A 15015-nucleotide genomic window follows, 5' to 3' on the forward strand; every position below is an offset into this window, starting at 1 on the left:
GGACCTGAACTATTCTGTAAATGTATTGAATAAACGAGAAAGGGACAGCATATGCATGCTGTCCCTTTTTGCTGGCACCTGCAAGACTTACTTGATCAGGAAGTCTTCGCGGCTTTGGCCTTGCGCTTCGGCGTCGATGATCCAGCGCGGAGGGCGGCCACGTCCTGTCCAGGTGTCTTGTGTCGCGGGATGGCGATACTTTGGAGGCAGGCTGGCTTTGGGTTCGGCAGAGCCGGCGGAAGAACCGCGCGCAGAGGTTTTTTCCAGAGCTTCGGCTACTTCTTCAAGCGTGATTTCGTTGTCCTGCATGGACTTCACGATGGAAGCGATGATAGGACGGCGCTGCTTGACCTTTAGGGATTTCATCTGCTTTTGCAACCGCAGAATCTCTTTTTCTATCTTCTGCTTGGCAGAGCTGTATGTTTCGACGGACATGTTGGATTCCTGTTTAGTGATTGTAATTATCAGATAAACGCTGCCTGCGCGAGCGCGTGTTTATCATGCGAAAACAGTTTACTTTGAATTTTTGAAAAATATAAGAGCCGAATGAAAAAAATTAAATTTTAATTCGATGTCACCCTTGAATTCTGTAATCGATTTGTCAGCTTGATAATTGAATCACCAGTAGTGATTAATTATTCTGATGGGGGGTTATCATATTTTCGAATAGGTTTATATGGAAATGGTATGGCTATATGGATTTTTAATGCATTTGCACGAAATAATTTGCATCTATATTCACGGAATGTCGCGACTAAGCGCACAGCTATGTCATGTCATGATGGGGGAGCGGACGTTGCGCGTGGGTGAAACACACCAGGCCATCGCGCGCCGCAGCGCATTCTGTTTTAATGCTGTGATGGATTCTTTTCGCGCGCCCCGGCCGCTCTGGCAAGGTGCGGCATCGCGATAAAAAATGATTGCCCCCTGGCGCAGTAGCGCCGCAATCGATTTGTTAGTAGGAATAAAAGAATGAAGCTTGTTGATCCCGCCATCGATGCGTTGGCCTGCGCCCGTGGCCTGCTTCTGGAGCCTTGGGGACTGAACGAGTCCCATTTGTCCGGCGCGCTGGGCGAAATACTGACCCATCAGGCGGATTATGCCGACCTGTACTTTCAGTACACGCGCAGCGAAGGCTGGAGCCTGGACGAGGGCATTGTCAAAAGCGGCAGTTTTTCGATTGAGCAAGGCGTGGGCGTGCGTGCGCTCAGCGGCGAAAAAACCGCTTTTGCCTATTCAGACTCTATTAGCCAGGATGCGTTGCTGTCCTCGGCCCGCGTCGTGCGCTCCATTGCCCGCCAGGGCGGCAACGGTGCAGGCGGCGTGCTGGTTCCGGCCAAATCGGCCCGGCCTGCTTTGTATACGGGTATCGATCCCATCAGCAGTCTGTCCGCTCCGGACAAGGTGGCGTTGCTGGGGCGTCTGGATGCATTGGCGCGCGCGGCCGACCCACGGGTGGTGCAGGTCATGGCCAGTCTGGGAGCCGAATACGATGTGGTGTTGGTGGCCGGTAGCGATGGTCGTCTGGCTGCCGATGTGCGCCCTTTGGTGCATTTGTCGCTGTCCGTCATCGTCGAGGAAAATGGTCGCCGCGAACGCGGTTCGGCATCGGGCGGCGGCCGTGTGGATCTGGCGTATTTCTCGGACGATCTACTGCGGACCTACGTGGACAAAGCCGTGCGTTCGGCCAGAACCAATCTGCAGGCGCAGCCGGCTCCGGCAGGCCAGATGACCGTCGTGCTTGGGCCGGGCTGGCCCGGCGTCATGTTGCACGAAGCGGTAGGCCATGGCCTGGAGGGCGATTTCAACCGGCGCGGCAGCAGTGTGTTTTCGGGCCGCATTGGCGAGCGCGTGGCCTCCAAGGGCGTCACCGTGATTGATGACGGTACCCTGGCTAACCGACGCGGCTCGCTCAATATCGACGACGAAGGCAACCAAACCCAGCGCACTGTCTTGATCGAGGACGGTATTTTGAAAGGCTATCTGCAAGACACGCACAATGCCCGTCTTATGAATACCGCCGTGACCGGCAATGGCCGGCGTGAATCCTATGCCAGCTTGCCCATGCCGCGCATGACCAACACCTTTATGCTGGGCGGCGATCAGGACCCGCAAGAAATCATCGCTTCGGTTAAAAAAGGTTTGTATGCCGTCGATTTCGGCGGTGGCCAGGTGGATATCACCAGCGGCAAGTTTGTTTTCTCTGCTTCCGAGGCCTGGGTCATAGAAAACGGCAAGCTGATGTACCCGGTCAAAGGGGCCACCCTGATCGGTAACGGTCCGGACGCCATGAATCAGGTCACCATGATAGGCAACGATATGCAGCTCGATCCGGGCGTGGGTACCTGCGGCAAAGAAGGCCAGAGCGTGCCGGTGGGCGTGGGTATTCCCACCGTGCGCATGGAGAACCTGACGGTGGGCGGCACAGCCTAGTCGGGCGATCAGCCATGTTGCTTAAACCTGCCTGCGGGCAGGTTCAAGACTGCTGATAACCCTTTGCGTAAAATCCTCTTGCCAGCCCTTGAATGTGGGCTGGCTTTTTTTTGCATTCCGTTCGGCTGCCGATGTTCATTGCCGAACCGGTTTTCTATAGACGCCGCTCAAGGCGCACGCTGAACGGGGCAGGCTGACGGCTTGCCGGCGCTGCGCGCCGGTGCCCTGGTCGGTTCGCGGGGCCGGGCGCGTCGTGAACTCCGGCGGGTCGCTTGTCCGCCGGACAAGCAACAAGCGCCGCCGTCAAACAGCACGACACGTGCCTCCCGTCCTCGCGCCCCGCCTGCGGCGAGCCATCTGACCCGCCTGCCCCGTTCAGCGTGCGCCTTGAGCGGCTCGAAGCCCTGATGGCATAGATTTCAACCCTTGGTCTATGGGAGATTCACGGATAGCAAGACTAGGGGCGACCGAGAGAGCTCCCGCCTGGTAGGGTTGGTCGATGGGCCTTGGGCCTGAAACCATCACGTTGCCAGGGTGAGTTCGGTGGCCCTGAGTCGGCGGGCGAGTCAGGGCATTCGCCGCCGACGGCTGGCCGGGACAGGGGGCAAGCCCCGTTCTGTTTGAGACGCGCGCTTATGGTTCGGCACGAACCATGCGGCGAGTTAACGGGGTGCCTGTCCCGGCCAGCCGGCAAGGGAACCGGCGCGCAGCGCGGGCGAAGGCCCCAGCCCGCCGACTCAGGGCCGCCGGACTCACCTTCTTCGATGTCGTTTCTGCTTCGCTCAACGACCGAACGCGACATAGGGATGTGTTCGCCCGACGGTCCGAACATGTGTTTGGGCTGAGCAAACAGACATGGGTGCAGCAGCGGAGTTTGTCAGCAGTCTGAAATCTGCCTGCGGGCAGGTTTTTTTTGCCTTATCGGATGCCCGCAGGTGCGCCCGGCCACTACACGCGTGCGTGTGTTTCAAGGTGTATCCTATCGCCCAAACCTGTTTGACTTACATCTTTACTAATCATATTATTTCAGTGCGAATGAATTGTGCTGAACTATTTTGCTTGGCTAATTAAATGACTACTGACCAACAATACGATCTGCGCATCCTGCGGGCTTTGCGTCGTATTACCCGCTCGATTGCCCTGCATTCTCGGCAACTATCCGCCTATAGCAACATCACGGCCCCCCAACTGATCTGCTTGCGCACAATCATTGAAAAAGGGCCGCTTACCGCCACGGCTATCAGTCGCGAAATGCATGTCAGCCCCAGTACGGTGGTGGGTATTTTGGACCGTCTGGAAGACAAGAAACTGGTGCTGCGCGAACGGGGGCGGGAAGACCGCCGCATCGTGTTCGTCAGCGCAACCCCCGAAGGTGTGGAACTGGCGCGTGACACGCCCTCGCCTCTGCAAAAGAAACTGGCCGATGCCTTGAAAGAGCTGCCCGAGCTGGAGCAGGCCACCATGACGCTGTCGCTGGAGCGCATCGTCCGTTTGATAGACTCAGATCCGGAATCGCCCACGGAGGCCGGCGATGCCGTATCGCCGATACTGGAGGTCCCGGAGGGAGACGTGCCCCCTGAATCCGGGCTTGTGGTTTGACTCTATATACCGACCTATCCCCCACATCCACAGCGGCCCCGGTGGGGCCCGCAACAAGCCAGGATCTGGTACTGCGGGCTCCCCAGACACAAGATGCCGCCGCCATCCATCAGTTGATCGCAGAGTGCCCGCCTCTGGATCTCAATTCTGTCTACGTCTACCTGCTGCTTTGCCAGCACTTCCGTCATACCTGTGTGCTTGCCGAACGCGCTGGCCATGTGGACGGCTTTATTTCCGCCTATTTTTTGCCGGATCAGCCCGAAGTGCTGTTTGTCTGGCAAGTGGCCGTGCATCAGCGCGCCAGGGGGCAGCGGCTGGGACAGACCATGCTGGAGCACCTGAAGCAGCGTCTGGACGGCTGCGCGCTGCGTTTTCTGGAAACCACGGTTAGCCCGGACAATCTGGCTTCGCGCGGTCTGTTCAACGCAATGGCCCGGCGCTGGCAAGCGCCCTTGCAGGAGCAGGAATTTTTTCAATCGACGTTGTTTGGCCGGCAGGCCCACGACGCCGAACCTCTGTTACGAATCGGTCCCTTGGGCGCAGCCTGAGGAGATCCCTACGCAACAGGACGTTCAATGCTGGCCCTGCGCATGCGGGCGGCTTGAGGAGGGGCGTCCAACAACCAGGAGAGGAAACATGACTGACTTGAAAATTTTCGACCGGATGGAGTCCGAAGTCAGAGGCTACGTCCGGTCCTTCCCAGTGGTCTTTAATAAGGCACGCGGTTCAGTGCTGGAAGATGAAAGCGGCAGGCAGTACATCGATTTTTTCAGTGGCGCGGGAACCTTGAACTACGGCCACAATAATCCCCACCTGAAAGACAAACTGATCGAGTACCTGCACACCGATGGCGTGGTTCACGGACTGGATATGGCCACCAGCGCCAAGAAGTATTTTCTGGAGTCCGTGGACAGGGTGTTGCTCAAGCCGCGCGGCTGGAATTACCGGCTCCAATTTACCGGCCCGACCGGCACCAATGCCGTCGAAGCGGCGCTGAAACTGGCGCGGCAGATCAAAGGACGTCAGAACATCGTTTCTTTCACGCACGGGTTTCATGGTGTCAGCATGGGGTCGCTGGCGGCGACAGCCAATGCCAAGTTCCGTGGTGCCGCCGGTGTTGCGCTGGGAAATACGACCTTTATGCCCTATGACGGCTATCTGGGACCGGATGTCAACACCATGGCGTATTTCGAGCGCCTGCTGGAAGATCCCAGCAGCGGGCTGGATCATCCTGCCGCTGTCATCGTGGAAACGGTGCAGGGCGAAGGCGGGGTCAATGTGGCCACCCAGCGCTGGTTGCGCGAACTGCAACGGCTGTGCCGCGAGCACGACATGTTGCTGATCGTGGACGACATTCAGGTCGGCTGCGGACGCACAGGCCGCTTTTTCAGCTTCGAGCAAGCCGGCATCAGCCCCGACATCATCACGCTGTCTAAATCGCTGTCAGGCTTTGGTCTACCCATGTCACTGGTGCTGCTGCGCCCCGAGCTGGATATCTGGAAGCCTGGTGCGCATAACGGTACGTTCCGGGGCAACAATCTGGCCTTTGTCACGGCCGCGCAGGCTTTGGAAACGTACTGGGCGGACGATGCCTTCGAGCAGCAAGTCCAGGCCAAAGAGCGCCAGGTGCGCGACTGGCTGGAGAACCTGGTGCATAGCTATCCCGATGCCGGCCTGAGCGTGCGGGGACGCGGTCTGATCCAGGGGTTGGTGACCGTGCCGGGCGAAGGGCTGGCCAATCGGATTGCCGCCCAGGCCTTCGAGCAAGGATTGGTGATCGAAACCTCGGGCGCGCACGACGAAGTGCTCAAGCTGCTGCCGGCCCTGACGATAGATAGCGAGCAGTTGGCGCAGGGCTTGAACATCATCGAACGCAGCGTGGCGCAGTGTCTGTCGCAGCGCACCACTAAAGCACGGGTATTGAAACTGGGAGGAGCACGCTGATGCTGGTCAAGAATGTACAAGACGTCATTGGAACAAGCGACGAGGTTCGCACCGAGAATTGGGTCAGCCGTCGCGTGCTGCTGAAAAAGGACGGCATGGGATTTTCGTTCCACGAAACCGTTATTTTCCCGGGCACCGAAACACATATCCATTATCAGAACCATCTGGAAGCGGTCTGGTGCGTGGAGGGTGACGGCGAAATTGAAACGATTGCCGACGGCAAAAAGTATGCGCTGGGTCCAGGCGTTGTTTATGCGCTGGATCAGCACGATGAACATTGGTTGCGTGGCGGAGAAAAGCCGCTGCGCGTGATCTGCGTCTTTAACCCGCCCCTGACCGGGCAGGAAGTTCATGACGCCAAAGGTGTATATCCTTTGGTCGCGGATGCGGATTGAATCAGGAAGGAGGCCATCATGACTGTAATGATGACAGACCGGTACGCCTCGCGTACCGAGCGGGGAGCGGCGATTGTGGCCCGTCAGGAGCCGGTGGTGTATGACACGCCGGTCGGGAGCCGGCCCTTGTCGGCCGCTCAGTTGCGGGAATACGAAGACAATGGTTTTTTGCTCTTGCCGGATGTGTTTTCCGCGCAGGAGGTGCGCAGCCTGTTGGCCGACGTGCAGGGTATGAGCACCGATCCGGCCATTCTGAAGCGCGAAGAGGCTGTCGTCGAAAAAGGCAGCCAGGCCGTACGTTCTATTTTCCGGGTGCACGATTTAAGTCCTTTGATTGCCCGTCTGGTACGCGATCCGCGCGTGCTGGATGTGGCGCGTCAGATTCTGGGCTCGGACGTTTACGTACATCAGTCGCGTGCCAATCTGAAGCCTGGCTTTACAGGCAAGGAGTTTTACTGGCATTCGGACTTCGAGACCTGGCATGTCGAAGATGGCATGCCGCAGATGCGCGCGCTAAGTTGTTCCGTGTTGCTGACCGATAACAACGTCTGCAACGGCCCGTTGATGTTGGTTCCCGGCTCGCATCGCCAGTTTGTGTCCTGCGAAGGCATCACCCCCGATGGGCATTACAAGGAGTCCTTGCGCAAACAGGAATATGGCGTGCCCGATCCGATCAGTTTGCGTTTATTGGTCGATAAGGGCGGTATCGAAGCCATTACCGCCAAGGCGGGTTCAGTCATCTTTTTTGACTGCAATACCATGCACGGTTCGGCCAGCAATATTTCGCCCTGGCCGCGCGCCAATGTCTTTACCGTGTACAACAGCATGGAAAATAGCGTGCAGGACCCGAAATACGGCCTGCAGCCACGGCCCGAGCACGTCGCGACGCGTGGTCGCTTTGCTATGCTCAAGCCCTTAGAAGGCCGTTTGCTTGATCCGTCGAACTAGCCGTTTGCTGAAGCAGATTGGATTAAACCCCTTGGGACGTTGTCCTCAAGGGGTTTTTTGTGCCTGACACCGTTGAGAAGAGTTGTTTACTGCGTTGCGGGCAGGCTTGAGATAGTAGGGGAAGCACGCGATTGATGGGCGCGGCTGGCGCTTAGGACGGGTTGATGAAGTTGCTCAGAAACTCCTGGGTGCGGGCGTGTTGCGGGTGGCTGAACAATTGCTCGGGCGGGGCCGATTCGACGATGACGCCCTTATCGAAAAAGCACACGCGATCGGAGATTTCTTTGGCAAACTGCATTTCGTGCGTCACCAGCAAAATGGTCAGATCGTGTTCCTGGACCAGCTTCTGGATGACGCCCAGCACTTCGCCCACCAGTTCGGGGTCCAGTGCCGAGGTCGGCTCGTCGAACAGCATGATGTTGGGGCGCATGGCCAGGGCGCGGGCGATGCCGACGCGCTGCTGTTGGCCGCCCGAGAGCTGGCTGGGAAACTTATCGGCCTGATCGATCAGCCCGACCAGTTCCAGGTACTGCTCGGCGCGTTCGCGCGCCTCTTGCCGGGACAGGCCCAATACGTGTTCCGGGGCTTCTGTCACATTGCGCATGACGGACATATGCGGGAACAGATTGAACTGCTGAAACACCATGCCCATTTCCTTGCGCATCTGGCGCAGGTGTTTTTCTCCAGCGGTCACCAGTTGGCCGTCGCTGGCTTGTTCGTGCCAGAGCGGCTTGCCAGCCACCGTAATCATGCCTGCATCGATATTTTCCAATGTCATCAAGATGCGCAGCACTGTGGATTTGCCAGAACCGGACGGGCCGATGATGCTGACTTTTTCGCCGCGTTGTACTTGAAAGTCGAGTGCGTCCAGCACCGTCAGGTCACCGAATTTTTTGGTGACCTGCTCGAATTGGATGATGGGGGCGTCGTTTTGCGTGGTCATCGTAGCGGAATTCCTTGTTTGGGCAGGCGGGTGTCCAGGGCGCGCACGCCGGCCGAAGCCAGCAGCGTCATGACCAGATACAGGCCGCCCACCATGGACAGGGGGATGATGTAGTTGAACGTGCGATCGCCGATGATTTTTGCCACATTCAGCATTTCCAGCACGGAGACCACCGACAGGACCGGTACATCCTTCATGATGGAGACCAGGTAGTTGCCCATGGCAGGGATGATGCGTGGAATGGCCTGCGGCAGGACGATGACGCCGAACGTGCGTAGCGGCGACAAATCCAGCGACCGGGCGGCCTCGGTCTGGCCGTGGGTGACCGATTCCAGACCGGCTCGGTAGACCTCGGACAAATAGGCGCTGTACTGCACGCCCAAGGCCAGCGCGCCGGTCAGAAAGGCCGGCAGCACAATACCGTAGTCGGGCAGCACGTAGTACAGGAAAAACAATTGCACCAGCAGCGGTGTGTCGCGCAGAAACTCTGTCAGGACATACGCGGGCCAGGAAATCAGGCGCAGTCGTACGCTTTTCAGGCCAGCCAGAATCAGGCCCAGGACAGCGGCCACCAGAAAACCCAGAACGGTGGCCTGGATCGTGACCCACAGCCCCTTGAGCAAAATGGGCAGGATAGAGACGGCAAAGGCCCAATTACTGCTTGTGTCCCATTCAATGCCAAACAGCATGGTTAGCTCCTTGTGGCGCGCCACCGGCCGGTGGCGCGCTCGATCAGTTTCATCAGAGCGGTCAGTACCAGTGCCATGCCAAAGTACATCAGCAGCAGCAAGGTGTAGATGGTGGTGCTGTCCTGGGTGAAGTTACGGATCTGCTCGGCCCGGAAGGCCAGGTCGCCCAGACTGATCAGCGACACCAGGGCGGTGTCTTTCAGGTTCTGCACCGCCAGATTGCCGAAACTGGGCATCATTTCTGGTATGGCTTGGGGCAGGCTGATGCGCCAGAGTGTCTGGCGTTCTGTGAAATCAAGGGCTTTAGCCGCTTCCAACTGAGCAGGAGGTACGGCTTGCAGCGCGCCACGCACTACTTCGGCTCCATAGGCGCCGATATTCAGGCTCAGGGCCAAGGTGCCGGCCACCACGGGCGGCAGGCGCAAGTCCAGGCCTATGGCTTGCCCCAGAATGGGCAAGGCAAAATACAGCCAGAACAATTGCACCAGCAAGGAGGTGCCACGAAAAACTTCAATAATGGTCACAGACAGCGTGCGCACGCCCAGATTGCGCGACAGTTTGCCGATGCCCAGAGCAAAAGACAGCAGCCCGCCCAGCATGGTCGAGTACAGCGTCAGCTCGGCCGTGACCCAGGCCCCCTCCAGCAGGGGGGCGCTATAGCTAAGCCAATCCATAGAGGGTTCCGAATAAAGGCGGGGGGCGCGTAGCCCGCCTGGATGGAAAGTGCGCCAAGGCGTCGCAGCCGGACTGCGACGCCGGCTCGGCCGGGCTTAGCCCTTGCACAGCTGCGCCGTGTTTTTCTCGAAGGAATGCGTCAGGTCTTCTTCGGTAAATCCGTAGTTGGCCAGGATCGCCTTCCATTGCTCGGTCTTTTTGAATTGAGCCAGTTCTTTATTGACCGCATCGCGCAGGTCCTGCGAGTCCGAGGCAAAGGCAAAACCGCCCCAACTGCGCACGGGGCTGCCATTGACGACAGGGTCGTTGAACGGCGCGGCCAGTTCGGTTTTGCCAGCGCTTTTGGCGGCCAGGTCGTTGACCGTCAGGCCGGTGGCGGCGTAGGCGTCTGCCCGGCCGGTGGCGACGGTGGAGATGGCGTCGGCATTGTTGGAAATAGTGACCATGCGCTGATCGGGCACGCCCAGCGCCTGCATCATTTCTAACTGATCGGCACCGGCCATGATGGCAATGGTGTGATCGGTCTTGGCAAAGTCTTCGTAGGAATGAATGTTCTTCGGATTGCCTTTGGCGACCAGCAGCCCTTCGCCGTAAGAACTATTGGGCTCGGAAAACAGGACTTGCCGGCAGCGCTGGGGCAGGATGGCCATCTCGGCGGCAACCATGTCAAATCGCTTGGCTTGCAAGCCGGGAATCAATGAGCCGAAATTAGCGGTTTCCCAGGTGATATTTTCAATGCCCAGACGCTGCATGATGGCTTGGGCTACTTCAGGACCGGCCCCTTTGGCCTGGCCTGACATGTCCATGTAGCCGTAGGGAATTTCGTTGGCCAGGGCGATACGGATCGTGCCGCGTTTTTGAACCTCGGCCAGCGTTACTGCGTGCGCTCCGGCCATGATGCCCAGGCAGCCGGCCAGGGTTCCGGCCAGGGCAGAAAGTGTGTGGAGTTTTGTTTTCATGCGTATTTCCTTTTCTGGTGCAAATCATTTTTTAAAAAATGATTTGCATTACAAAAGATTTGCTGAGAAATCATACTTCATAAAAACATTTCAACTCAAATCAATTTAATAGAAACTATTAGTTAGGTAACCTAGGTAGAAAACATCAATCATCATAATTTCTGCTTATTAACCAGAGGCTTGCGCATTTATTGAGCTGCTTTTTTGCTATGCTCTGCGGCAGAGCGCGGGGACCGTCTTGGACAGAACGTCCTGGCTCTGCAGGCATCCAGATCATTGCAGTACGCAGCCTCGTCCATGGGGCGGCGGCACCTTTTTCGTGGCGCGTATCGGCGCGCCGCGTGCAACATGCCGATATAGGTCGGACCTCGCCTCAACAGGGCGGCGTCGGCCACGAGACGCGAACCTATAAAGCTGCGGGCGCGGGCTCGGTTCGGCATGTCGCTCCAGGCCCATCCATCCGGGCGCGGGGCAAAGCAGGTGGCAGCTCGACTAAGGCTAAATCGTGGAGGCTCTATGAGCAGAGAAGAGGGGGGTTTTGTCCAACGGCACCTGATCTGGGTGCTGGTGGCGTTGCTGGGCGCATTTGCGCTGGGGACAGTGGCTTTGCACAGGGGGGAAACCATCAATGCCCTGTGGATTGTGGTGGCGGCGGTATGCGTTTACCTGATTGCGTATCGCTACTACAGCCGTTTCATTGCGCGCAAGGTGTTTGAGCTGGATGCAAGCCGTCTGACACCAGCTTGGCGTCATAACGATGGTCTGGATTATGTGCCGACCAACAAGCATGTCCTTTTCGGGCATCACTTTGCCGCGATTGCGGGGGCCGGACCGCTGGTCGGCCCAGTGCTGGCGGCGCAGATGGGCTATTTGCCCGGCATGCTCTGGATTTTGGCCGGCGTGGTGTTTGCCGGAGCTGTCCAGGACTTCACGGTTTTGTTTATTTCCTCGCGCCGCGATGGCCGTTCATTGGGTGATCTGATCAAGGCCGAGTTGGGTACCGTGCCCGGCGTCATTGCGCTGTTTGGTGCCTTTATGATCATGGTCATCATTCTGGCGGTGCTGGCACTGATTGTGGTCAAGGCCCTGATCAACTCGCCCTGGGGCACCTTTACCGTCGTGGCCACCATTCCGCTGGCCATCTTCATGGGTGTGTATCTGCGCTATATCCGGCCAGGACGTATTGGCGAAGTGTCGGTTATCGGCCTGGTCTGCCTGCTGGCGGCGATTGTGTTTGGCCAGGATGTGGCGGCCCATCCCACATGGGGGCCATTCTTTACGCTCAATGGCGAAGAACTGACCTGGGCGCTGATTATTTACGGCTTTATTGCCGCCGTCCTGCCGGTATGGCTGCTACTGGCACCGCGCGACTATCTGTCCACTTTTCTGAAAGTGGGCACCATTGTGGGTCTGGCGATTGGCATCGTTATCGTTGCGCCGCAGATGAAAATGCCTTCGACCACGCAGTTTATCGATGGCACCGGCCCGGTTTGGTCGGGCAGTCTGTTCCCCTTCTTGTTCATTACCATTGCGTGCGGTGCCGTGTCGGGCTTTCATGCGCTGATCTCCTCGGGCACCACGCCCAAGATGATCGAGAACGAAACCCAGGCCCGCTACATCGGGTACGGCGGCATGCTGATGGAGTCCTTTGTGGCCATCATGGCCTTGGTGGCGGCGTGCGTCATCGAGCCGGGTATTTATTACGCCATGAACAGTCCGGCGGCCATCATAGGCACCACGCCCGAGCAGGTCGCTCAGGTCGTCTCCAGTTGGGGTTTCATGGTGACGCCGGCCGACTTGACCCAGATGGCCAGCGACGTGGGCGAGAGCAGCATTATTTCGCGCGCTGGCGGCGCGCCGACACTGGCGGTGGGGATGGCGTACATTCTGCACAGCGTGGTCGGCGGCCCTGGCATGATGGCATTCTGGTACCACTTTGCCATTTTGTTCGAGGCCTTGTTTATTCTGACCGCCGTGGATGCCGGCACGCGTGCCGGACGCTTCATGCTGCAGGACTTGATGGGTACCTTTGTTCCCAGCCTGCGGCGCACCGAGTCCCTGATTGCAAACCTGATCGCGACCTCGCTATGTGTGGCTGCGTGGGGATACTTCCTCTATCAGGGCGTGGTCGATCCGTTGGGCGGCATTAACACTCTGTGGCCCTTGTTCGGCATTGCCAACCAGATGCTGGCAGCGGTTGCCCTGGTGCTTGGCACGGTAGTGCTCTTTAAGATGAAAAAAGATCGTTATGCCTGGGTCACGGTCTTGCCCATGCTCTGGCTGCTGATCTGCACCCTGACGGCGGGCCTGCAGAAAATGTTCCACCCTGATCCAAAAATCGGCTTTCTGGCGCACGCGCGGCGCTACCAGCAGGGGCTGGCCGAGCAGACTGTCCTGGCTCCGGCCAAGTCGCTGGATCAGATGCAGCAGGTCATTTTCAACGATTACGTCAACGCCACGTTGTGCGGACTGTTCATTTGCGTGGTACTGAGCATGGTGTTCTTTGGCATACGTTGCGTTTTGCGCGCCCGCCGCGCCCATGCGCCGCACACGGCAGAAACCCCTTACGAGCCTTTGCCCCACCAGGCAGCGGCAGGAGCCTGATATGAAAGGAATGTTCAGCGCCGCTATGGCGCGTGGCTCCCAGGCAGGGCGTGATACCGGCCGCTATCTGGCCACTACCTTGCGTCTGATGGTGGGGGTACCGGATTACGAAACCTATCTGGAGCATATGCGCCGTAATCATCCCGATCAGACGCCAATGGACTATTCCGCGTTCTTTCGCGAGCGTCAACAAGCCCGTTATGGTGGACGCGGGCGTATTGGCTGCTGCTGATCGATAGCGGCGGGCCGGTGCAAGGTGGTTTTCCGTGCCGGCCAACCGTTGCGCCATGCGCCATGAGCAAGGCAATGGCGCTAAAAACAACGCTATCGGATCAAGGCGATGGACTTTTTCGTGATTCGCTTGAAAATGCGAAACAAAAGGGCCTTCTGAAATTAAATAACGAAATATTTATTTCGTTGCATGCTTGTTTTTAGGGTGGTTTTGGTATGGATATTTTGTAAGTAGCCGTATTTTTAACGGGTTCTTGCTGTAATCCTTGGCGAAGACGCAGAAACTGTGTTAGGATTTTTCCTATGAAACACGCAACCCCATTCGTTTACTTTTATTTTTACGCTTTTCCGATGCCGCTGGTGGAGGAAAGGACGGGTTGCACCAAACAGAAGTAAGCCCAAAATCCTGAAAAAAGCCGCCAGCATCGTCCGGGCGGCTTTTTTTTCGCCTTCCCCCCCGGCCCTGGCAAACCTACTGGAGTAACGTCGTGTCGCACAATACTGATGATTTACGGATTCGTGAAATCAAGGAACTTTCCCCGCCTGCGCATGTGATGCGCGAGTTCCCCTGCACATCCGAAGTATCGGCCACGGTCCATGATGCCCGCCGCAGTATTCACAATGTCCTGCACGAACAGGACGATCGTCTGGTTGTCATCGTCGGTCCATGTTCCATCCACGATACCGAAGCGGCTCTGGACTATGCGCGTCGTCTGACCGTGCAGCGCAAACGCCTGGCCCCCGAGCTGGAAATCGTGATGCGCGTGTACTTTGAAAAACCCCGTACCACCGTGGGTTGGAAAGGGCTGATCAACGATCCGCATCTGGACGGCAGTTTCAACATCAACCAGGGGCTGCGTACGGCGCGCGAACTGCTGCTGGCCGTCAACCAGCTGGATCTGCCCGCCGGCTGCGAATTTCTGGACATGATTACCCCCCAGTACATTGCCGATCTGGTGTCCTGGGGAGCCATCGGCGCGCGCACCACCGAAAGCCAGGTGCATCGCGAACTGTCGTCCGGCCTGTCCTGCCCGGTGGGTTTCAAAAACGGCACGGACGGCAATATCCGTATCGCCCTGGATGCCATCAAGGCCGCGTCCCAGCCGCATCATTTCTTGTCCGTCACCAAGGGTGGCCATTCGGCCATTGTGTCCACCGTGGGCAATAACGATTGCCACGTGATCCTGCGCGGCGGCAAAGCTCCCAATTACGATGCCGAGCACGTCGAGGCAACCAGCCAGGCTATGATCAAGGCCGGCATGACGCCGCGTGTCATGATCGACGCCAGCCACGCCAACAGCAGCAAAGACTACCGCCGCCAGCCCGAGGTGTTGGCCGATGTGGCTGGTCAGATTGCCAAGGGCGATGCGCGTATTTTCGGCGTCATGATCGAAAGCCATCTGGTGGGCGGTCGTCAGGACATGGTCAATGGCTGCGCTCTTACCTATGGTCAGAGCATTACCGACGGTTGCATAGGCTGGGAAGATACCGTCAACGTGCTGGATCAATTGGCCCAGGCGGTGCGGGATCGCCGTCAGGCACGCGTCAAGCTTGAAGAGGCAGCGTTGAGCCACTCATAATAGCGTTTTGCACGT

The 15015-nt window shown here is 57.9% G+C and carries 14 protein-coding genes; 9 read left to right on the plus strand and 5 right to left on the minus strand.

Annotation, left to right across the window (positions count from 1 at the left end; all coding sequences use genetic code 11):
• Window positions 1–87: 87 nt before the first annotated feature.
• The gene (locus tag AADW57_RS06600; protein WP_341669252.1) at window positions 88–435 is read right to left on the minus strand and encodes an H-NS histone family protein; all 348 of its coding nucleotides are present in this window, start codon (window positions 433–435) and stop codon (window positions 88–90) included.
• Between the two features lie 537 nt (window positions 436–972).
• On the opposite strand from AADW57_RS06600, the gene tldD reads away from it, so the two are divergent.
• The 6 genes from tldD (at window position 973) to thpD (ending at window position 7319) form a co-directional block, all read left to right on the plus strand.
• On the plus strand, window positions 973–2433 hold the full coding sequence (tldD, locus tag AADW57_RS06605; protein ID WP_341669253.1) for a metalloprotease TldD: 1461 nt from the start codon (window positions 973–975) through the stop codon (window positions 2431–2433).
• Window positions 2434–3504: 1071 nt separating this feature from the next.
• Window positions 3505–4032: a MarR family winged helix-turn-helix transcriptional regulator gene (locus AADW57_RS06610; RefSeq protein ID WP_341669254.1), complete on the plus strand. Its 528-nt coding sequence runs from the start codon at window positions 3505–3507 to the stop codon at window positions 4030–4032.
• 41 nt (window positions 4033–4073) lie between these two features.
• Window positions 4074–4580 (plus strand): diaminobutyrate acetyltransferase, encoded by a 507-nt coding sequence (gene ectA / locus AADW57_RS06615; protein ID WP_341669255.1) that lies wholly within the window; start codon window positions 4074–4076, stop codon window positions 4578–4580.
• A gap of 88 nt (window positions 4581–4668) precedes the next feature.
• Window positions 4669–5976 carry a diaminobutyrate--2-oxoglutarate transaminase gene (gene ectB / locus AADW57_RS06620; protein WP_341669256.1) on the plus strand — a complete coding sequence of 436 codons (1308 nt, stop codon included), beginning with the start codon at window positions 4669–4671 and terminating at the stop codon, window positions 5974–5976.
• Entirely contained in the window at window positions 5976–6371 is a 396-nt protein-coding gene (locus AADW57_RS06625; RefSeq protein ID WP_341669257.1) for an ectoine synthase, read from the plus strand. The genes ectB and AADW57_RS06625 overlap by 1 nt, the downstream gene beginning before the upstream one ends.
• Window positions 6372–6389: 18 nt before the next feature.
• Window positions 6390–7319, plus strand: a complete 930-nt coding sequence (gene thpD / locus AADW57_RS06630) for an ectoine hydroxylase (protein ID WP_341669258.1) — start codon at window positions 6390–6392, stop codon at window positions 7317–7319.
• Between the two features lie 151 nt (window positions 7320–7470).
• Here the strand turns inward: thpD and ehuA are convergent, their stop codons facing one another.
• The 4 genes from ehuA to ehuB all read right to left on the minus strand — a co-directional run bounded on the left by ehuA (window position 7471) and on the right by ehuB (window position 10585).
• Window positions 7471–8262 (minus strand): ectoine/hydroxyectoine ABC transporter ATP-binding protein EhuA, encoded by a 792-nt coding sequence (gene ehuA, locus AADW57_RS06635; RefSeq protein WP_341669259.1) that lies wholly within the window; start codon window positions 8260–8262, stop codon window positions 7471–7473.
• Window positions 8259–8951: an ectoine/hydroxyectoine ABC transporter permease subunit EhuD gene (gene ehuD, locus AADW57_RS06640; protein ID WP_341669260.1), complete on the minus strand. Its 693-nt coding sequence runs from the start codon at window positions 8949–8951 to the stop codon at window positions 8259–8261. The genes ehuA and ehuD overlap by 4 nt, the downstream gene beginning before the upstream one ends.
• Window positions 8952–8953: 2 nt before the next feature.
• Window positions 8954–9625 (minus strand): ectoine/hydroxyectoine ABC transporter permease subunit EhuC, encoded by a 672-nt coding sequence (ehuC, locus tag AADW57_RS06645; protein WP_341669261.1) that lies wholly within the window; start codon window positions 9623–9625, stop codon window positions 8954–8956.
• Window positions 9626–9721: 96 nt separating this feature from the next.
• Window positions 9722–10585, minus strand: coding sequence for an ectoine/hydroxyectoine ABC transporter substrate-binding protein EhuB (gene ehuB, locus AADW57_RS06650; protein ID WP_341669262.1), 864 nt, complete (start codon window positions 10583–10585; stop codon window positions 9722–9724).
• Window positions 10586–11101: 516 nt separating this feature from the next.
• Here ehuB and AADW57_RS06655 point away from each other — a divergent pair.
• The 3 genes from AADW57_RS06655 (at window position 11102) to aroG (ending at window position 15000) form a co-directional block, all read left to right on the plus strand.
• Window positions 11102–13189 (plus strand): carbon starvation CstA family protein, encoded by a 2088-nt coding sequence (locus AADW57_RS06655; protein ID WP_341669263.1) that lies wholly within the window; start codon window positions 11102–11104, stop codon window positions 13187–13189.
• A 1-nt stretch (window position 13190) separates the two neighbouring features.
• Window positions 13191–13421: a YbdD/YjiX family protein gene (locus AADW57_RS06660; protein WP_341669264.1), complete on the plus strand. Its 231-nt coding sequence runs from the start codon at window positions 13191–13193 to the stop codon at window positions 13419–13421.
• A 487-nt stretch (window positions 13422–13908) separates the two neighbouring features.
• Window positions 13909–15000 (plus strand): 3-deoxy-7-phosphoheptulonate synthase AroG, encoded by a 1092-nt coding sequence (gene aroG, locus AADW57_RS06665; RefSeq protein WP_341669265.1) that lies wholly within the window; start codon window positions 13909–13911, stop codon window positions 14998–15000.
• The last annotated feature ends 15 nt before the right edge of the window (window positions 15001–15015 follow it).

This window comes from Alcaligenes sp. SDU_A2 (assembly GCF_038237375.1).
Classification (GTDB): Bacteria; Pseudomonadota; Gammaproteobacteria; order Burkholderiales; family Burkholderiaceae_B; genus Alcaligenes.